Annotated in this window: 20 protein-coding genes; 5 read left to right on the top strand and 15 right to left on the bottom strand. The window is 66.2% G+C overall.

Going from position 1 to position 17,442, the window contains the following annotated elements:
* Positions 1–8: 8 nt before the first annotated feature.
* Positions 9–1,226, top strand: coding sequence for a S8 family serine peptidase (locus tag ACIA8X_RS21610; RefSeq protein ID WP_393450150.1), 1,218 nt, complete (start codon positions 9–11; stop codon positions 1,224–1,226).
* Between the two features lie 130 nt (positions 1,227–1,356).
* On the opposite strand, the gene ACIA8X_RS21605 is transcribed toward ACIA8X_RS21610, so the two are convergent.
* The 3 genes from ACIA8X_RS21605 to ACIA8X_RS21595 all read right to left on the bottom strand — a co-directional run bounded on the left by ACIA8X_RS21605 (position 1,357) and on the right by ACIA8X_RS21595 (position 3,247).
* On the bottom strand, positions 1,357–1,806 hold the full coding sequence (locus tag ACIA8X_RS21605; RefSeq protein ID WP_393450153.1) for a hypothetical protein: 450 nt from the start codon (positions 1,804–1,806) through the stop codon (positions 1,357–1,359).
* On the bottom strand, positions 1,806–2,510 hold the full coding sequence (locus ACIA8X_RS21600) for an amidase domain-containing protein (protein ID WP_393450156.1): 705 nt from the start codon (positions 2,508–2,510) through the stop codon (positions 1,806–1,808). The genes ACIA8X_RS21605 and ACIA8X_RS21600 overlap by 1 nt, the downstream gene beginning before the upstream one ends.
* Before the next feature lie 275 nt (positions 2,511–2,785).
* The gene (locus ACIA8X_RS21595; protein WP_393450159.1) at positions 2,786–3,247 is read right to left on the bottom strand and encodes a hypothetical protein; all 462 of its coding nucleotides are present in this window, start codon (positions 3,245–3,247) and stop codon (positions 2,786–2,788) included.
* Between the two features lie 299 nt (positions 3,248–3,546).
* Here ACIA8X_RS21595 and ACIA8X_RS21590 point away from each other — a divergent pair, with 299 nt between their 5' ends.
* On the top strand, positions 3,547–4,026 hold the full coding sequence (locus tag ACIA8X_RS21590) for a hypothetical protein (protein WP_393450162.1): 480 nt from the start codon (positions 3,547–3,549) through the stop codon (positions 4,024–4,026).
* A 147-nt stretch (positions 4,027–4,173) separates the two neighbouring features.
* Here ACIA8X_RS21590 and ACIA8X_RS21585 read toward each other — a convergent pair whose 3' ends face one another.
* From ACIA8X_RS21585 to ACIA8X_RS21565, 5 genes are all read right to left on the bottom strand, one after another.
* Complete coding sequence (locus ACIA8X_RS21585) at positions 4,174–4,782, bottom strand: hypothetical protein (RefSeq protein ID WP_393450165.1); 609 nt, start codon at positions 4,780–4,782, stop codon at positions 4,174–4,176.
* A gap of 43 nt (positions 4,783–4,825) precedes the next feature.
* Positions 4,826–5,536: a hypothetical protein gene (locus ACIA8X_RS21580; protein WP_393450168.1), complete on the bottom strand. Its 711-nt coding sequence runs from the start codon at positions 5,534–5,536 to the stop codon at positions 4,826–4,828.
* The gene (locus ACIA8X_RS21575; protein WP_399458888.1) at positions 5,533–6,819 is read right to left on the bottom strand and encodes a putative T7SS-secreted protein; all 1,287 of its coding nucleotides are present in this window, start codon (positions 6,817–6,819) and stop codon (positions 5,533–5,535) included. The genes ACIA8X_RS21580 and ACIA8X_RS21575 overlap by 4 nt, the downstream gene beginning before the upstream one ends.
* Positions 6,819–7,091: a hypothetical protein gene (locus tag ACIA8X_RS21570; RefSeq protein ID WP_393450174.1), complete on the bottom strand. Its 273-nt coding sequence runs from the start codon at positions 7,089–7,091 to the stop codon at positions 6,819–6,821. Before ACIA8X_RS21570 ends, ACIA8X_RS21575 begins: the two co-directional genes overlap by 1 nt.
* A 321-nt stretch (positions 7,092–7,412) precedes the next feature.
* On the bottom strand, positions 7,413–7,697 hold the full coding sequence (locus ACIA8X_RS21565) for a hypothetical protein (protein WP_393450175.1): 285 nt from the start codon (positions 7,695–7,697) through the stop codon (positions 7,413–7,415).
* Between the two features lie 509 nt (positions 7,698–8,206).
* Between ACIA8X_RS21565 and ACIA8X_RS21560 the strand changes: the two genes are divergently transcribed.
* Together ACIA8X_RS21560 and ACIA8X_RS21555 are read left to right on the top strand one after the other, a co-directional pair.
* On the top strand, positions 8,207–8,851 hold the full coding sequence (locus ACIA8X_RS21560; protein ID WP_393450178.1) for a hypothetical protein: 645 nt from the start codon (positions 8,207–8,209) through the stop codon (positions 8,849–8,851).
* A gap of 325 nt (positions 8,852–9,176) precedes the next feature.
* Positions 9,177–9,449, top strand: a complete 273-nt coding sequence (locus ACIA8X_RS21555; RefSeq protein ID WP_393450181.1) for a hypothetical protein — start codon at positions 9,177–9,179, stop codon at positions 9,447–9,449.
* 97 nt (positions 9,450–9,546) lie between these two features.
* Here the strand turns inward: ACIA8X_RS21555 and ACIA8X_RS21550 are convergent, their stop codons facing one another.
* A complete protein-coding gene (locus ACIA8X_RS21550; protein WP_393450184.1) occupies positions 9,547–10,305 on the bottom strand; it encodes a hypothetical protein in 759 nt (252 codons plus the stop codon).
* 820 nt (positions 10,306–11,125) lie between these two features.
* Between ACIA8X_RS21550 and ACIA8X_RS21545 the strand changes: the two genes are divergently transcribed.
* On the top strand, positions 11,126–11,515 hold the full coding sequence (locus tag ACIA8X_RS21545; RefSeq protein WP_399458886.1) for a hypothetical protein: 390 nt from the start codon (positions 11,126–11,128) through the stop codon (positions 11,513–11,515).
* A 115-nt stretch (positions 11,516–11,630) separates the two neighbouring features.
* Here the strand turns inward: ACIA8X_RS21545 and ACIA8X_RS21540 are convergent, their stop codons facing one another.
* The 6 genes from ACIA8X_RS21540 to ACIA8X_RS21515 all read right to left on the bottom strand — a co-directional run bounded on the left by ACIA8X_RS21540 (position 11,631) and on the right by ACIA8X_RS21515 (position 17,315).
* Complete coding sequence (locus tag ACIA8X_RS21540) at positions 11,631–12,002, bottom strand: hypothetical protein (RefSeq protein ID WP_393450190.1); 372 nt, start codon at positions 12,000–12,002, stop codon at positions 11,631–11,633.
* Positions 11,999–12,262, bottom strand: a complete 264-nt coding sequence (locus ACIA8X_RS21535; RefSeq protein ID WP_393450193.1) for a hypothetical protein — start codon at positions 12,260–12,262, stop codon at positions 11,999–12,001. The genes ACIA8X_RS21540 and ACIA8X_RS21535 overlap by 4 nt, the downstream gene beginning before the upstream one ends.
* Positions 12,263–12,381: 119 nt before the next feature.
* Positions 12,382–13,290: a hypothetical protein gene (locus ACIA8X_RS21530; protein WP_393450196.1), complete on the bottom strand. Its 909-nt coding sequence runs from the start codon at positions 13,288–13,290 to the stop codon at positions 12,382–12,384.
* 586 nt (positions 13,291–13,876) lie between these two features.
* Positions 13,877–14,344 carry a hypothetical protein gene (locus ACIA8X_RS21525; protein WP_393450199.1) on the bottom strand — a complete coding sequence of 156 codons (468 nt, stop codon included), beginning with the start codon at positions 14,342–14,344 and terminating at the stop codon, positions 13,877–13,879.
* 213 nt (positions 14,345–14,557) lie between these two features.
* The gene (locus ACIA8X_RS21520; RefSeq protein WP_393450202.1) at positions 14,558–16,822 is read right to left on the bottom strand and encodes a hypothetical protein; all 2,265 of its coding nucleotides are present in this window, start codon (positions 16,820–16,822) and stop codon (positions 14,558–14,560) included.
* Positions 16,823–16,919: 97 nt separating this feature from the next.
* Complete coding sequence (locus ACIA8X_RS21515; protein ID WP_393450205.1) at positions 16,920–17,315, bottom strand: hypothetical protein; 396 nt, start codon at positions 17,313–17,315, stop codon at positions 16,920–16,922.
* Positions 17,316–17,442 lie beyond the last annotated feature (127 nt).

Genomic DNA, 17,442 nt, shown 5'->3' with positions numbered 1-17,442 from the left:
ACCCCACGGTGAAGTTCCGGACCATACGCACGACCTGCACCGCACTCGCCCTCACCGGCGTGCTGGCCTCCCTGGCCACCACGCCCGCGCAGGCGGCCACGCCGGTCGGCTGGGAAGGGCAGGCGCTCAGTCTGTCCGCGGCGCAGCAGCAGAGCCAGGGCGAGGGAATGACGGTCGCCGTCCTCGATTCGGGTGTGATGGAGGACCATCCCGCCCTCAAGGGCAAGGTGACCACCGGCCCCGACTTCCTCAAGGACGGGCTGGAGCCGGGGGACCCGAAGTGGGGCCAGCACGGCACCGCCATGGCCTCGGACGTCCTGAAGGTGGCCCCGAAAGCCAAGATCCTCTCTGTGCGCGTGATCAATGACGAGGACGACGACGCGCCCGACGCCAAGGACCTGGAAGACCTTCGGAACCAGGGCAAGAGCCCCATCGATCAAGGCATCCATTACGCGGTCGACCACGGGGCCGACGTGATCTCCATGTCGCTCGGCAGCAGCGACTGGTTCAACACCTACAACGCCGAGGAGTCCGCCGCCGTGGACTACGCCCTGGTGGCAGGCGTGCCGGTGCTCGCCTCGGCCGGCAACTCGGGTGACATGCTCAACTCGGTTTCCTACCCGGCCGGTTACGCCGGCGTGATCGCGGTGGCCGCCACCCAGCAGAACGGCACCCGCGCCGAGTTCTCCACGGTGCACACCAACAACGACGTGGCCGCACCGGGCGTCGCGATCAACAGCGCGACGAACACCGGCGGCTACGAGCCGGTCAACGGCACCTCACCGGCCTGCGCGCTGGCCGCCGGCGTCGTGGCGCTCATGAAGGCGAAGAACCCGAAGCTGACCCCCGCCCAGGTCAACGACGTCCTGATCGCCACCGCCAACCGCCCCGCCGGCGGCGGCAGCGCCCTGCTCGGCTACGGCCCGATCAACGCGGCCGCGGCTGTGCAGGCCTCCGCCTCACCGCCCAAGGACGAGACGGCGCCGGTGGCCTACAAGGGCAAGGAGCACCTGGCGACACCGGACGGCACGCCGAAGACCACGCACCCCGAGCTGGAGCAGTCGGTCTTCATGACGGGCGCGGTCGCCGCGGGCGTGGGGCTGGTGTTGCTGATCGGCGGTGTGCTTCTGGTGCGGTCGGGGCGGCGTAGGGTGCCGGCGCCCACGCCCGTGCCGATGGGACCGGCGGGCATGATGCCGCCGCCTCGGGGGCCGTATCCGGGCTGAGTGTCCCGGTTGCCGATGAGTGACACAGTTCCTGGCGGCTGGAAACGCATCCGGATACCGATCCATACCCGTACCTGTGTATGGATCGGTATCCGGTCTTTCAGCCGACAGGAGCTTTCGTTTTCCCCGTTCAGGCAAGTGGTGCGGCGGCAACCCGGTCATGGGCCAGTGCCAGCCCCGAGCAGTCGTGCCCACCCGAGGGATCCGGCTCGTACAGCCAGGCCAAGGCCGCCAGTTGCACCAGCAGCAGTACGGGGACGAGGCACGCGGCCACCATGGCCACGCGTCCCTGCCACGCCGCCCCCGGTCGCAGCCCCCGCCGACGCGCCCCACGGCGCAGGCCCGTCAGGAGCAGCAGGGCTGCCAGTGCACACACCGGGCCGACCCAGGCGGTGACGTACATGCGTGTGGACGGACCCAGATACCGGCAGTTCTGGAAACTGTCGCCCTCGAACGAGAAGTGCGCCGCCACCAGTCCCGCCGAAGCGACGACCAGGGCGGGTACCAGCAGAGACCAGCGGCGCCAGGAGGAGGCGGGGACGCCGGTAACAGGTGTCGGGTGCATGTCTGTGCTGCTCATCAGTACCAGTCCGGGTTGGGGCGGACGATCCGTATGTTCTGCTGTCCCTCGTGCTTCTCGGTCGCGGGGAGCCGGCCCTCCAGGCTGACGTTCTGGTACGAGTCGCTGTGCTGGGTGTACTTGATCTCGCCGTCGGGCATCACCGCCGTGACGATCGCCGCGTGATGCGTGTTGCCCTTCTCGATGGAGTCGTTGGGCCCGGCCTGCTCGTAATAGATGATGTCGCCAGGCTTCACGTCGGAGCGAGGCACCTCGGTGCCCCCATGCCGGAGCATGAAGTTCTGCTGGTTCTCAGCCGCGGCCCACGTGTCGGAGTAGGCGAGCCGCTTGTCGACCGCGTCGGCACCGGTGCGGTTTCCGATCATCCAGGAGTCGTCGTCGGACGTTCCCCAGATACTGGTCTTCTCCTTCATTCCCGCGTGCAGCAGGGCGTTGGAGACGAAGTTGGTGCAGTTGTTGCCGAAGTCGGTCGGGTCTCCCTTGTCCCAGTTGGCGAGGGCGTACTCGACCAGCTTCACGCGGTCGTACTTGCCGTTTCCGCGCAGCTCCCGCCGTACGTCGGCCGGAATGCCGTCGAGGTTGGCGATGGCGACCGGCTGGGCCAGCATCATGTCCTTGCGCTGCTGGGCGGTCAGGCCGTTCCACCACTGACGGACGGTCGTCGGATCCTCGTCGGTCGGGACGTCGGCGGCGAGCATCTGCATCTGGACGTGAGAGGCGTGGGTCTGGAGGTCGCTCAGCGCTTTGGCGGGATCGGTGACACCGGTCTCGTCGCCGAGCTTGGCGAACTCTGCGGCGGCCAGCTTGTCGGCGGTGGTTGCGGATTGACGGTCAAAGGTGCTCCAAGAGTACGGAGCAGGAACGAGGGGGACGCCTGTGGGCCCGTACCTCCCCTTCGAACCTCCACGCAGAGGCCACAAACCGGCAATCCCACCGGGTCGGCCACTGCGCGCGCAACGCCGGTCCGCCGAAGGCGCTCTCAGTCGTAGAAGAACAGCTCAAGATCTTCGATGGACCCCGGCCCGGTCAGAAAGGCCTCGGCCTGGGCGATCTCGCCTTCCGGCGGCGGCCCGCTCTCACGTAGCTGCCTCTGCCACATCTCGCCCTGTTCGCCGATCGCATAGATCCCGGACAGCAGCTCGGCCATACCCGCAGGGCGCTTCGGACTTCGCCCGACAACGGGTTGGAGTTCCCACCCGCCTGCCCGCGCGGCCAACCGGAGCACACCGGCCCAGTTCGCGATACGTCCGATCCGCACATGCCACGAGTCCTCGGTGAACGGCGCCATCCGACCACCGTGCAGGGCGTTGGTGGCAGCCCTGATGTCCGCCATCACCTGCCGTTCCAAGGCATCGCGGACCCAGTGTCCGTCCTGGGTTTCGTCGATGGCGGCGGACCACCATTGCCATGCGGCTTCCAGCCGGGTGGCGAATGCATCCATGCAGAGAATCTTCCGCTCGGGGAGGCATGCGAGCTGGTCAGCAGCGCGCGACGCCCACAGGTGTACACCCTGAATCCGTTGTACTCGGCACGGAACCCGGCGTCAGCCACGAGTAGGGTCGGACGACAACCTCCCCCCCAGCCACATGTCCGGGACCGCGCGCCATTGACGCGCTGGAGCCGCGGAAGGAAGTTATGCGAGAGCCATCCGTTCAGGGACGAGACGCTCAAGTCCCCATGGACAAGGCCGCCTTCGACCACCCAGGGACTCGGACCGCTTGGGCCAGGGCCAAACGCGCGATGATCACACGCCTGTCACTGGCGACCTTCCTCTTCGTGGCATCGTTCATCACGCTCAGGGTGCTCCAGGAGTTCGGCGTCATCACTCTTCCCGGCGGCGACAGGGAAGACGGGGGTCTGCTCGGTCTGATCCTGGCTCTGCTGCTCTTCGTCTACGTCACTTTCCTCTACGTCTACGTCAGCGCCCTGCGCTCCCTGAAGCGGATCCGACGCCTCCTGGAAGCGCACCCGTGGCGACCGATCCCCGGTGCTCACCGACACACCGCCCTCAAGGACATCAGCGGCGTACCCGTCCGGCTCCAGTTGGACGTCGAGGCAGCAAAGTCGGGCTCTTTCATGTCAGCCCGCGGTGCGGTCCACCGCCGCCGCTGGCCTGAAGCCATGGAGTACGGCGCCTGGCACGCGGGGGACGTCGAGGGCCACGGTGTCCTCGCCCTCCCGGGCGGCACCGACCTCATGGAGGTTGAGCCTCGTCGATGAGACGGGGCCAAGCCCGAGGACGGTCAGCGACCATCCACTCGGCCCCATGAACAGCAGCTCGCCAGTGCCCGGCACGATGGCCGCACCCCCGAAGGGATCGCGCAGGCGAAGCCTCAACCTGGCCTGCTTCTCCAGCCGCAAGGCCGACTACCGGTAACGCACAGCCCTCTTGATCCCGGCTTGCTTCGCCTGACCGATACGAACTTCCCCGGCGCTCTCCCGCTCCTTCGCCGACAACGCCCACTCAGTGGGCTGCATGAAGAGCAGCTCGCCACTGCCCGGCACGATGGCCGCGCCCCCGAACGGTTCATCACCGGCGAACCACACGCCGTTGGCGATGCCTTCCGGCCAGCGGGAGCGCCCCAAGGGGTCCTTCGCCAGCAATGTCACCGCCTGCCGGCCGGCCTGCGCGCCCAAGCGCAAGTGGAGCCGTAGGGGCCGCTCCAGCTTGACCTTCTCGACGGGCGCGCGGAATTCCAGAGGGTAGGTACGGAAGGCCCGCGCACATCTCCAGGTCAGGAACAGGCGGCCGTAAAAAAGGAAGAACGCGATCAGGAAGCCGACCATTCCGACGATGGAAAACGGCAAGAAGTATCCGCGGTAGTCCATCGGCCACGCGAACATCTGAACAAACAGAGCCGCACTGGGCAGGCCGAGTTTCGCGAAGCGCGTCAGCGCGGAGCGGTAGTAATAGCTCAGCGCGCCCTTGAAGTCCGTGCCGTCCGTCGCGTAAGGCGCGTGCGCGGTCTCTGACACAGCGGATCCTCCAGTCTTGCCCGTGTTCATCTCTTGCCCGTGCTCATCCGAAGGGACTCTTCTGCGCGGGTCCGGCCCCTGGGGCTCCGAACGGCCCCGATGCGCCGTTCGCTTCGGCCGGCCCTGCCGGGTCGGTGAAGGTCACCGTTCGGGCGACACCCAGCAGCACTCCACGGTAGTCGTCGGCCAGCTGCACGTTCGGGGTCACCAACTGCACGGTGATGACCGACGAGGAGCGCGTGTCCGGAATGACCACCGTGCCCTGCCAGACCGTCTCCTCCAGGGGCTCGTCCTGCCCCTCGGGCGGAGCGCCCGGAGACACGGTGCTCCGTTCCGACTCAAGGAGGAAACCCGTCCCGACGGCCAGTTCCACCGGAACGACGCCGTTGCCCACACCGGTTCCGGCGCCGGCCGCCAGCATCTGGGTGAGCGCGGCCTTGGCGTTCCCATTCGGCGTCGCGAGCGTGGAGACCGTCAGAACGGACATCAGAGGGTCGCCGTTGTCGTCGGGGTGCATTCCGAGTGCGCACCCCTGCACCTGCTGGCTCTGCAGCATGCTCACGACGACGGCATAGAGGCGGAACACCTGGTCGGCGTGATCGCGGGCCTCAGCGGGAAGCGCATTGATCTGCCGAGCCATCTCCAAAAGTCCCTCAGCCGTCGGCTGGAGGTCCAACTTGAGGTAGCCGTACGGGAGTCCGTACCAGTACTCCGGCTTCGGCTCGGGCGGCGCAACATCAAGGAAGCTGTTCACAGTCGGATGCCCCGCATCATTTCACCCATATCCGTCAGGATTCCGATGGCTCCGCCCTTGAGCCCGGTCGAGGCAGCGCCGATCTTCGTCACCTCGGCGGCATCGTGTCCATAGCCGTTCTTCGGAAGGACGCCTGCCGTCTCCAGCGACGAAGCCGTGTTCGCGAGTACGTTCGCGCCCTGGATGGAGTACTGGAGCGCTCCGACCGCCGGATCCGTCGCGGCCTCGAGCGCCTTGAACTTGAAGGCCGGCACGATCTCACTGCCGAAGTTGGCCATCTTCGACCCGAGCGACATGGCGTCCCCGCCCTCCCGGACGACCGCCGCCGCGAGCCCCGCCTCACTGCCGGCCCTGGCGAGCGCTCCGACGCCGGGCACCATGCCGAGCGTGTCACCAACCATCGCGCCCCAGGCGAATGCCCCTTCTTTCCACCCGTACTTGCCCATCAGGGAATCCCTGAAGTCCTCGCTCGAGAGGTTCTTCGTCATGGCGAGCGCGCTGGCACCCACGGCGATCGCCGCGAAGAGCGGCGCGGCCGGCGTCGGGAGGAGTGCGAGGAGACCGGCGATCGCGCCGATGGTTCCGGCGTGCTCATAGATCTGCTTGCCGACCCAGGCGATGCCCTCACCGATAGCCGAGACGGTTCTGCTGAGCCACCCCGGTTCCTTCGGAGCCAGCTTGTCGTCGGCCTCGTCGAGCTTGCCGGCGATGAACTCGGCCCGCCGGGTGTGGTCGCCCTCCAGCTCGCGCGCCTTCTTGATGACGTCGTTGTACGCGGTGGTGGCGTTGTTGAGCTGGGTGGTGGCTTCGTTCAGCGCGCTTTCGGCGGCCCGCAGCTTGGCCGTGGCGGCGTCGGCCTCCGCCTGGGAGGGGTACTCCTTCCCGCCGAGCTTGAGGTCCGGGTGCTTGCTGGCCTCGTCATGACGCGTCTGGGCCGACTCGCGGGCGGACTTCTTCTCCGCTGCGGCGTCGTCGTACTTCTTCGCCAGGTCCCGGTGGGACGCGAGGTCGCCGTCCCACGTACCCAGCCAGCCGGCGGCCTTCCCCAAGGACTGCCCGGCGTTCCTCATGTACTCCTTGAGGTCGCCGTCGAGGGAGTCACGGAATGCGTTCGCCGCGTCCCCCTGCCAGGAGGAGCTGGCCGCGAGCAGTCTGTCGATCTGGCGATGACAGTTCTCCAGCGTGTCCGCTGCGGACTTCACCTTCTTCTGCAGCGTCGAAACCGCCTCCGGCACACCGGGAACGGGATTCCAGCCGAGGTTCGGATACGGGTTGGCAGCCATCAGCGGGACCCCCCTGCGTTCGCGGCCGCCGTGTCGCCCATCTCCTTGAGGGCCTTCGACAGTTCCTCTTCGAACTTCTTGTAGCTCAGCATGGTCGTCTCGACGCCCTCGCCGACGGCCTTGATCAGTTCCTTCAGCTGGTCGGTCCCGTACGCCCACCTGTCCTGGAAGGTGTCACAGGCCTCGTCCAGCCGAGGCGTTCCGATCTGGTCGGCCCGGACATCCGCGAGCGCTTTGCGCGCCCCCTCCAGCTCCTCGACCGATCGCTTCAATGTGTCACCGAACGACTTCAAATGGTCAAGATCGACCTTGAATTCCCCAGCCACTGAGGACCCCCTTGTTGGTTACGACGAAGCGATCAGTTGGAACGCACGCATGGAACGCAGGGGGCGATAAGGCACCCCCGTGGTGATGACGCGGGCACAGACTATCGTCGAGTCTTGGAGATTTTGTGACGACTGAATCGTCACATTGAGTGAGCGGTCGATCATGAAACACGCGAGCGTACGGGGCGTGCTGATGCGCTCGCGCAGACGCGCCCAGATCGGACGCGCTCCGGCATTTCAAGATCGACCAGCGGCGGACCGACCGAGTCAGGCCCCCTCAAGAGACGCCAGCACGAACGTCAACGGCAGTGTGGCCACGGCCAGGACGAGCCCCATCGCCGCCATCCCCGCACGGATCTCCCGCTTGCCCCGGACGCCCAGGTAGGCGGCGATCAACGGGAGTACGCAGCACAGGAGAAGGCTGTAGTGCCAGCCCTCTTCCTTGATGAGGAAGACCATGAGACCGAGGCAGGCCGGTATCGACCCGACGCTCATGATCTGGCAGCGCGAGAGGAAGAGCTCCAGGCTGTCGCCCCCGCCGAGGAATGCCATGTTCCGGGCCGCCTTCTATCTGTGTCTGTACCGCACGGTGGCCCGTCGCCACGGGTGTGCCTGGGGAAACCGTCCGCCGTGCCGAACGTCCCTGGTCACGACTCAGCCGAAGCCGTTCGAGCCGGGGTGGAGCGGACGCTGATGATCTCGCGTCCGTGAGCATAGTGGTGCCGTATGCATCAAGCATCCGATCTCGAACTCCAACTGGAGTCCACGCCAGCGCATTTGCCGGCCAATACCCCATCCAACTCTTCGCGCCTTAACCCCAATCGCCTTTTGCGTCTCAGGGGGGACCGAGCGAAGCAATCGTCAAGGCGTCACGGGAGCAGAACAACCGTGGGCTCTCGCCGAGCGCTCGGCGAACGCCCTGAGCGCGGCGCGTTCGTAAGTTCAGTGGGCTGCTCGACGCAGCGAACCTGGAGAGCGGGCGAGCACGATGTGAATGCGGCTCTTCCGCGGGCTGCAAGCGCCCTCCGGCCGTGTGAAGAACTTCGCTAGGCTCACGCAGCATGTTGCCCCCGCACACCCCCTCCCCCACACCGAACGCCACGGTCATACGCACCGGCCGCTGCGGCGCCATGACCGGGCTCCCCTGTTCCGTCCTCCTCATCGCAATCGGCGCCGTCGGCATCTTCGGCGCTGTCATGATTGCTACCGGGAACCAGAAAGGGGAGTCCACAGTCGCGGGGTTCGCGGGCCTCGTCTTCATGCTGGCGCTCGGTGCGCTCGGCGTCTTCCTCTTCATCGGCCACTGGGCGAACCGCCGCAACAGGGTTCTCATGGACCACACAGGCCTGTGGGTCGACAACGGAAGGCTCCACAACGTCATCCCCTGGCAGGACCTCGCTGGAGTCGCCCTCTACTGGAGCAAGCTCGGTCGAAGCCAGAAGGTCTACTCCCTGGAGCTGCTCCCCGCCAGCCCCATCGACCGGGACGACCCGGTTCTGTGGGGCCTGGTCCGAGACGAGGAGCCGTTGCGTCCCGAACTCCCCCGCCTGCGCTACCGACTCCCCTTCCCGCCCGCTTGCCGGCAACAGATGGTCGCGGCAGTTCAGCAGTACGTCCCGCAGATCTGGCTCGGCGAATCCGAGCGCCCGACGGGCCACATCGGCCGACCCGACATCGAGGGGCACCGGAAGCGGGGACTTCGATGAAGGAGGCGGAGGAAAGGGCGGGGAAGGTCCTGCCGGCCGGTGAGCGGCTCGTTGCAGGCCAGCCGACCTGGCCTGGCGACGCGTTCCCAAGCCCCGCAGGGGCGCCGCCCTCGTGTACTTCGCGGTCTGCGGATGCCCGGCGATTGTTGGGAAGGAGTGAAGGCCCGGTTCTGGTTCTTCCTGGTGGTGACGGATCTCCCCCGGCGCCGCCTTCGAGGCCCTGTTCAACTGGGAACGCAAGAAGGGCAGGCCACTGAAAGGCGATTGGAACATCCTAGCCGGGCAGTTCGCCGCAGCGCTGCACCCCATTTCGAAGACGGCAGGCGTGGTGCAGGTGCTCCTCCTGACCGACCGGCATCTGCGGGTCACCTACGTCCAGCGGGGCCGCCGGAGTGCCAAACTGGGCCAGGCCGAGCCCGGTTGGGCCGTGGACATCCGGCAGGTCACATGGCTGCGCAACCGTGACGACGTATCCAACAAGAACTACGAGATCGGATTCACAGACGGCTCTTGGGCCTGCGTCTACTTCTCGCCGGTGAACCGGGACTTCCTCGACCGCCTTCCGTCCCAGCTCCGGCACGACGCCGCCACGCCGTGAGCGGCGGTGACGGCCGCGCCGTGACGCCGACGGACCCGAGCAAAGATCCGGCCCGGCGGGCAGCAACCCGCCGGGCCCTCGGCTGTGCAACCGGGGATTACTCCTTCGGCGCTTCCTCGACCGAGCCGGACGGGGCCTGTGCGCCCACCGGCTTGCCGAAGTCGGAGAACACCACGTCCTCCATGTCGTCACGCGTGCTGTCCTGCTTGAGGTAGTACGACTTGCCCGTGGTCGCCACGTACCAGGTAACCGATTCGCCCTTCCCGGTGACGACGAGCGGCACCGCCTGCTGCCCGTCCACCGTGGTGATCTTCCCCTTGGTGGGCTTCGTGTCGGCGCCCAGCGTGTCGGAGTCGGTGAACTGCTCGTGGTGGCACCAGCTGACGAAGCCCTTCATCAGCTGGTTGCTCGGCTCCCCGTGGATCCACGTGTCAGGGGAGAGCGACAGGCCGACCTCCGAGTTCAATCCCTTGACGAGCCTCGAGTCCAGCTTGGCCCAGACGTCGTTGTCCTTCCGGATGATTTCGAAAGTGCCCTCCGACATTTCGACGGTGCCGACGCATTCCGTGGCGGAGATCAGGAGATCGCTCTTGGCGTCCCCACGCGTCATCTTCTCCCGGAAGGAGCCGGCATCGGCGTTGGCCTTGCGGCCCGCGTTGTAGATCTCCTTGACGGAGAGCTTCTCAATTCCGTTCGGCTCGGCAGCAGGACTGGCCTCTGCACTCTTCGACGGCGAGGAGTCACCCACGGACTCCGCGTCGTCGGTGCCGTTCTCGCAGGCCGTGAGCGACACCAGTGCGGTGGCGCAGGCGAGCGCCGCGGCAGCGCGGCGGACGGACAGGAAATGCGTCTGCATGAGTACCCCGTGAGTATTCGGTTGCGGTCAAACGTGCTTGATCATTTAATCGGGGATCCGCCCTGCAACGCCAACTGGTGCCCAGGTCAGAGCGCTTGACGACGAAAACCCCGCCGGATCTTCACACCTCGACCCCGATCAGCTGTCGCAGCCGAGGCGGCCTCCGGATGCAGGGTGCCGGGAGATGTGGTTGCCGTCAGGGACAGGGCCCATACGACGCCGGGCAAAAGGTCCTCGACCTTCACCTTCACCGGCACCGGCACCGGGGAGACAAGGGCGGCAGCGCGCACCCGCACCAACCTGCGCCCCGGCCAAGCCACAACGCAGTTCACTCGGGAACGGCTCTCCTCATCGGGCTCCAATACGGTGCCGTAGCCTTGGACGCCGTCGGGCACGAGGCTGCGGAGTTCCTCGTACGGCATAGAATTCACGAGCACAGAACCCACCCGCCTACTTACGGGCCGTCTCGGGACAGTCCCCTTGTCCTCCAATCTGGCACACATCAATGCCTCAAGTTCGTTTCAGCCTCGCGCACAGTAAATCCTCTAGAGAGGCATCGAAGAAACTGCCGTACAGCGTTTGGCACGCGATTCTGCAAGAGCGAGGTCGCAAGCCCGACACGGTCGCGGCATGGGTGGCCCATGGCACCCCTGTTACTCCGTCACGGGCAGATGCCGCTCGGGCCGACACTTTCCCTGCTGATACAGACGGCGATCCTCTGACCCCGACCTTCACCATCTACTCGGAGGCCGAGCCGCTGCGACCGATGTGTGTCATCCAAGCTGACGACTCAGCAGGTGCCGGCGCAGAGTCTTACTCGGTGATCGACGATCGCGGCCAAGTTCTGGCGCGTATCTCCAAGAGCCGATCACCACTCGGCCTGCGGCGGGCGTGGCGGATCGAACCCACGGGCTCGGGGAATCCGCTCGTCGGGTATCGGGGTACCTTGCGTAGCTGGCTGCTGTTCATCGTGTTCTTGCCGCTATGGCTGCCACTGACGCTTGTGACCATCGTGGTCATCAAGCTGGATTTGGACACCGGCGACGAATTCACGTGGGAGCCTCCTCAGCGCACAGTCTGGCGTTCTCGTCCCCGTGACCTCCTGGCGTCGGCCGCCTTGGACAGTCGCCTCTCGGCATACCGTTGGACTCCCACGGAACTCGACGCACGGATCGCGTACGCACAGGCAGTTCTGCATCGGGTTTGCTGAGCGGAGAGGCGGAGCGCCGGATGGATTCCGCAGCAAGATCGCGATGACGTCGATGCACCCGGCCGGTCGCTCACTCCACCTTGATGGCGAGGCTCTCAGTCCGCGAGAACTCCGGTCAGGGCTTACCGATGTCAACGGCCCACACGCCCGTACCGTTGTATGCCTCGGGCGTGGCGGTCAGAATCTGCCCCTCGACCGCACCGGAGACGGCAGCGTGGACAGCGTGGCCGTAAGCCCACTCCAGACCGGCCTCAACCGCCTGTTCGACGGTGGCGGTGCCGGCGAAGTCAAGCGGCAGAAACTCGAGACCGGGCAATGCCCCGACATGTGCCGCCGCTCCGGGGAGTTGAAGACTCGCCGCCACCAGACAGAGCGCTGGAATGTGCGCACGCTGGTCCGGATCGTCGACCTCGACGACGGCCAGACCTGACAGCAATCGGTGACCACGGCACAGAGCAAGCACCGCCGTGTGGTCCAGGATGATCAACGGCGCTCCCCCAACTGCCCGGACGCGATGGCGGCGCGCCATTCCTGCGCTTCCCGCACATCAGCCTCGGTGAAGTCCTTGCGCAGGTTGGCCCGTACGTACGCGATGCCCCGCGCCGTCCGCTCCGCGCGCTCCGCCTCGGTGGGCGTTGTGGCGACCACGCGCTCGACGTAGGCGCGCGTACTCATGCCGCGTTCCTCGGCAAGAGTGCGGAGACGGTCCCTTATCGACTCACTGATCTTGATGGTGGTGTCAGCCATATCGGAAGAATACAACTGAATACCAACATGCGGGAGCCGAAGGCGTGCCACGCCGAGTCGTGCCAGGCACCGCCGGGATGCGCACTGGCCCGTTGGTCTTCCCTGCGCCTCGCGGCGCGCTAGGGAAGTGCGGCCGGACTGTCACATCCGTGGCGGGCTGCCGACTGCTCGGCGAAGAGCTGCAGATCCGCCCGTTCGCTCTTACTGAGGGGGTTCGATGTGAAACTGCGGTCGTTCCCCTCGACCGGTGACGCGTGGTAGTAGCCGATACCCAGGGCGCCCTGGCATGTGGCCGAGGTCCAAGCCGCGGACCTCTCGACTCCCGAGGGGGTGTCGTGGCCGCCGTACTTGCCGTTGACGACGGCGTCGGACGCGTCGCTGAACGGACCGTACTCGGCAAGAAGCCGCAGGCTACCGACGAGTACACACTCTTCCACCGGCGCCTCCCTGGCGGCTGTCTCCCGTACCGTCGGTACGGAGGCCATGCCTTTGCAGGTCCCCGTGGCGGCGTCGGCCGACACCGCCCGGGTAGCGGTTTCAGGAGCGGTGAGCTTACGCGGGTCTCCCGACCGCGTCTCGCAGCCGGTCTTTTCCGCCGCACGCTGTGCCGTCCCAGTAGCGACCTGGGCGAGCTTGAGCCGTATGGACTCAGTGACCTCGGTGTCGTACGGCGAATCGGCCGTCACGAGGATTCCGCTGCCCTCTTTCGGTGACCAGTTCTTGCAGCTGAGGAGCACCGACGCGGTCGACTCGAGGTCATCGGTGACCATGAAGCCCTGCCACCCCGCGTTCAGTGGCACGGCAGGGATCTTCTCGTCCCTTTGGAAGGCGGCGTACGCGCTGTGCGCGCCGGCCGTGGTCTCGATGGCTATCTCGATGCCGTCGACCTCACATCTCGTCGCCAGCCCGGCCGGTTCTGTCACATCGCCAGACACGTCGAACTGCCAACTGGAGACCTCGAATCCCATACCGAGCAGGGAGAGCTTCGACTTCCCCGCAAGGTCCAGTACCGAGTCGACCGGAAGCATCCCACTGCACGCTCGCCCGGTCTTGGCAGCCGGGTACTGCAGCTGAAGTCCGTAGTACCCGGCCCCCAGCACGGCGAGGACAACCGTGGAGCCGATCAGCCGACGTCGCCCTCTTCCTCGGAACAGAGCCCGAGCGTCCCACTTCATCTGCCGCAATCCCTGTCTGCGTGACGATTGACCGAACCTGCATGCACCACGTGTGACCCTCGGACCGCCCAAGGGCTTCCCGGATGCCGCTCTTGTCCTGGCCGTAGCCACCATCCAGGTTGCTCTCAGCCGATTGGAACCCCTGCTCGACCTCGGTGGCCAGGATGTTGTTGTAGTCGGCGACGTCGCCCTTGCCTTGGGCCTCCGCGGAGTTCTGGTAGGCGTCCTGGAGAACGGCCGTGGTGGAGTGCTTCGCGTTCTCCCAGCCCGCACCGCTGGAGTACACCGTGTCCCCCAGGGTGTCCCGTTGGGATCCCTGGTCCATCTGGTTGATGAGATCTCCGGTGACCGTGGTGGCCAGGCCGCCGGCTCCGGCACCGACCGCCGACGTGGCGATGAAGGAGGTGCCGACACCGATGCCGGCCGCCCCGGAGAGCCTTTATGCCCCCTCACAGGCGAGGAGGTCCTGTGCCGCATAACGGGCGGCTGCGATCGTCAAGTCCCGAAATCCAGGCTCTTGTGATCCGTTGAGGTCATCATCGGCATGTACATAACCGACAGTCACCCAGGCAAGCGAGTCACGGTCCCTCTGAGTCGGACAGGGTACGAACAAGGCGCCTCCTCTGTCGCTCACGTACCCCTTGGCCTTGCCCGACGCCAGCGAGGACCGCCCCTTCAACGCAGCCTGCTCTTCGATGTTCTCCTCGCTGAACGTGCCGCCTGCGCTCAGGTCGTATTTGATCTCCACCGAGATACCCCCAGCGCGGAGAAAGCAATACCCGGAGCTGTCACCTGGCTTGTCGAAGGCCCGGGTCTCCTCGGTATACGCCGTGCCCTGTTTGGGCAGCACGGGGGATGCCAGCCCCCCTGAAATCGACCCGTCGCAGACTCGGGACGGCACAGCCACGGCAGGCTCCTCGGTACCACGGAGCGCCCACCAGCCAGCGCCCGCCGCCAGAACCACAGCGCCTGCAACGACCGCTATCCACCGCCCTAGATGACGAGGGCGGGAATTCCCAACGTCGGCGCCCTTATTCGAACCACCCATTGCTACGCACCTCTGTTTTCTCGCCCCTGACGGGATACAACCCTGAGAAGTAGTGGAAGACGAAGCCGGGAACTACAAGCCACGGGCTCGGTCCCGGCCATCGCCATAGTCCAGGTTGGCCTGGTGATACACCGCGTCCCCGAGGTCGGTGATCTGCCTTTCGGTGAGGCCTGCCTCACGGCCGGCGACCGCGGTCGCGTCCTTGATTGCCTGAGCTCCGGTCTCCCGCTTGGATTCCAGCTCGTGCCGCGCTTCGTCGCTGGCTTCACCACTGGAGTCACGGGTGTAGTGCTCGACGACCGACGACCGGACGTCTTCCACCACCCAGCCGACCGCATCCCCCGCGATCGGGATCTTGCTCGTGCCCATTCCAATGACCCGGCCGACCCACTTGTCTCCCGTGGCCAGCCCGTCGTTGAACTCCTTGTCAGTGGCGATCTTCTCGTCGTAGACAGCCTGGGACCGGGATTCCTCCATGATGCCGCTGATGAGGGCCCCCGGAGCGACCAAGTCCTTGATCTTCTCCGTCGGTACGTCGTCACCTGTGCGGCCTTCAAGTGCCCCCGTCACCACTTGGGTAGTAACCGCCTGCTGCGCGTTACCGATCGCACCGTAGGCATCGGGGTCCTTGGACACTGCACCGAGGAAGTCGGACAGCGGACCATTATTGAGATTCCCGAGTCCGGAATCTTCCCCATATGTGGGAAAGTTGTCGCTCCCTCCGGCCATCGCCTTCTGCACGTCCCACATGTACTCGGCCGTCATGTTGCCGAGGCTGTCGGTCATCGGGGTCAGCGCGCCGCCGTCCTTCTCACTGATGAGATCCGTGTTGTTGCCGAACTTCTCGACCACGTCATGCATGAGCGCGGCCTGCTCCCCGGAGTGCTTGACCGATGCCGCGTCAGCGTCGTCGTACGCACGCCCGGAAACCGCGGCCTCAAGTGCGTGACCCAGCGCGTCGGGCCCATGCTGGGTGGCCTTGGCGCTTTCCTCAAGGTCGCGGCTGGCTGTGTCGGGCAGCCAGTCACGCTCGGAGTCGGTGAAGTAGTCCAGATAGGAGGAGACGTCCTTCTCCCCGTCGCCGTAGTCCACCTTGACGGTGCCGTTCCCGTCGACGGTGCCGTCCTCGTTGTAGGCGACCACATCGCCGGTGAAGAAGGCCTCGGCGGCGTCGGGGCTGTGGCCGAGGCCTTCCAGGATGCCTGCCATGGGATCGAAGCCGTCGCCGCCTTTCCCGGAGGGGTTGGACGTGACGTTTTCATTCAGCGAGCCGCGGGGGGAGTTCTCGATCCACATGTCCGGGTTCTTGGCCTCCAGGGAGACCGCGTGCTGGGCAATGGGGGTGAGGAAGCTCGAGTCGTACTCGCCGTACCGGAGGATGCCGCCGAGGACCTGGTACCCGTACGGCTGGTATGGGTAGCCGGTGTTGTCGCTGACCGTGATCTTCTGGGCGCCCTGGGCGCGCAGTTCCTCGTTCCACTTCTCGGACAGGTGCGGGTCCTCGCCAGGGTCGGTGGCGGTGGCCAGGGAGTAGCCCAGGTTCTTCTGCAGCTCCTGGACCTCTTTGAAGCGCCTCGAGTCCGGCTCGTCGCCTGCCTGGGCGGTGAGGTTGGCATAGAAGTCGAGAGTCTTCTTGGGGCCGAGCTTGTCGTAGAACCCGGTGGTGAAGTCGGGGTCCTTGCTGTTGGCGTGAAGGATGCGATTCAGTTTGTCGAGCTCGGCGTCCGACATGTTCTCGCCTTTGTTGGCGAGGTTCACGGCCTGGTCGACTTCGACGGCGTCGAGGCTGGTGTAGACGCTGGTGTTGAAGGAGCGGCTGTCGCCGTTGGCGTCACGCTCCAGAGCAGCGCTGGCGGCTTCGTCGGCGGCGGTGGCCTGTTCGAGGATCCGCGTCAGCCGGGATACGAGCGAGTCCAGCTTCTCCTTGCGTTCGGTGGCGAAGCCCGGGGACGCGGACGCGGTCGGACTGTCCCACCGCGAGTCGACGTCTTCGATCTTGCCGTCGTCGTGGACCTTGTACTTGTCGTTACGTGCCTCGTCGAGGAGGGTGCGGAGCTGCTTTTGGAAGGCCGCGAACTCGGTGTGGGCGTCCTGCAGCAGCTTGCCTATGCGTTCCGCCTCGGTGGCGGCGTTCTCGTACTCCGTACGGGCCTTGGCCATGGTGGCGAAGGCCGCTTCGGCTGCGTCGCCCTCCCAGTGACCCTTGAGGTGATTGATGACTCGTTGCTCGAACTCGCGCTGCAGGCCCTCGTACTTGGCCGGCAATGCCTTCCAGGAAGCGGCGGCGTCGGCCAGCGGGACGAGGTCGGCCTTGTCGAGGTAGGGGATGGACACCATGTGCGACAGCTCCTAATCCCGCCCGGGGACGGGGAATGGGGTTTCGGTCCGGCTTGTGGACTGCCCCGGACAGCGCTCCGGCCGCCCGGTGCCCGGCCTATCCGAAAGGAGAGATCGAGGTCTGGCGGGCCCGCTCCTCCTGCTCGGCACGGGTGTAGTGGCCGGAGGTGGTGTGGAGCTTGTCGCTGATGTCCTGCAGCATGCGCTTGAGGTTGAGGACCTGGTCGCCCCAGCGGACGTCCATGGTCACCAGAGAACCGGCGGTGGCCCAGGAACCCGCCTCGGCCATACCCCCGGCGCTGTGCTTGTTCAGGCCCCTGGAGGCGCTCAGGCAGTCGTCGTCCGCGGCGTTGTCGACGTTCTCGGTGTCACCGCGCAGCTCGACCAGGGCGTTAGCGGCCCCGTCCAAACGCTGGGTGTCGACCTTGGCGGTCCCGCTGGCACTCCCCCCGCCACCACCACCGCCCTCCGCAGGTAGCGAGTTCAACTGCATCCGCGCAGTTCCACTGTGCTGTGGCGCATCGAAAGGGCTACTCATCCCCGTATCCCATCCCCGTTGACAACGACGGCCGACACGCCTGCCTCGCTCACTCGCCTGCGGGTTCACATTCTTCATCCGT

Source organism: Streptomyces sp. NPDC051738 (assembly GCF_044453205.1).
Lineage (GTDB): Bacteria > Actinomycetota > Actinomycetes > Streptomycetales > Streptomycetaceae > Streptomyces.
The sequence above is the reverse complement of the archived record's forward strand: the minus strand, read 5'-3'. Positions and strand labels throughout refer to the sequence as shown.

Bases quoted from the DNA above. Each gene is read 5' to 3' on its own strand.
- ACIA8X_RS21560 (WP_393450178.1), top strand. From the start codon at position 8,207: ATGTTGCCCCCGCACACCCCCTCCCCCACACCGAACGCCACGGTCATA.
- ACIA8X_RS21595 (WP_393450159.1), bottom strand. From the start codon at position 3,247: ATGGATGCATTCGCCACCCGGCTGGAAGCCGCATGGCAATGGTGGTCC.
- ACIA8X_RS21535 (WP_393450193.1), bottom strand. From the start codon at position 12,262: ATGGCTGACACCACCATCAAGATCAGTGAGTCGATAAGGGACCGTCTC.
- ACIA8X_RS21575 (WP_399458888.1), bottom strand. From the start codon at position 6,819: ATGGCTGCCAACCCGTATCCGAACCTCGGCTGGAATCCCGTTCCCGGT.
- ACIA8X_RS21605 (WP_393450153.1), bottom strand. From the start codon at position 1,806: ATGAGCAGCACAGACATGCACCCGACACCTGTTACCGGCGTCCCCGCC.
- ACIA8X_RS21600 (WP_393450156.1), bottom strand. From the start codon at position 2,510: ATGCAGATGCTCGCCGCCGACGTCCCGACCGACGAGGATCCGACGACC.
- ACIA8X_RS21520 (WP_393450202.1), bottom strand. From the start codon at position 16,822: ATGGTGTCCATCCCCTACCTCGACAAGGCCGACCTCGTCCCGCTGGCC.
- ACIA8X_RS21590 (WP_393450162.1), top strand. From the start codon at position 3,547: ATGATCACACGCCTGTCACTGGCGACCTTCCTCTTCGTGGCATCGTTC.
- ACIA8X_RS21565 (WP_393450175.1), bottom strand. From the start codon at position 7,697: ATGGCATTCCTCGGCGGGGGCGACAGCCTGGAGCTCTTCCTCTCGCGC.
- ACIA8X_RS21530 (WP_393450196.1), bottom strand. From the start codon at position 13,290: ATGCTTCCGGTCGACTCGGTACTGGACCTTGCGGGGAAGTCGAAGCTC.
- ACIA8X_RS21550 (WP_393450184.1), bottom strand. From the start codon at position 10,305: ATGCAGACGCATTTCCTGTCCGTCCGCCGCGCTGCCGCGGCGCTCGCC.
- ACIA8X_RS21515 (WP_393450205.1), bottom strand. From the start codon at position 17,315: ATGCAGTTGAACTCGCTACCTGCGGAGGGCGGTGGTGGTGGCGGGGGG.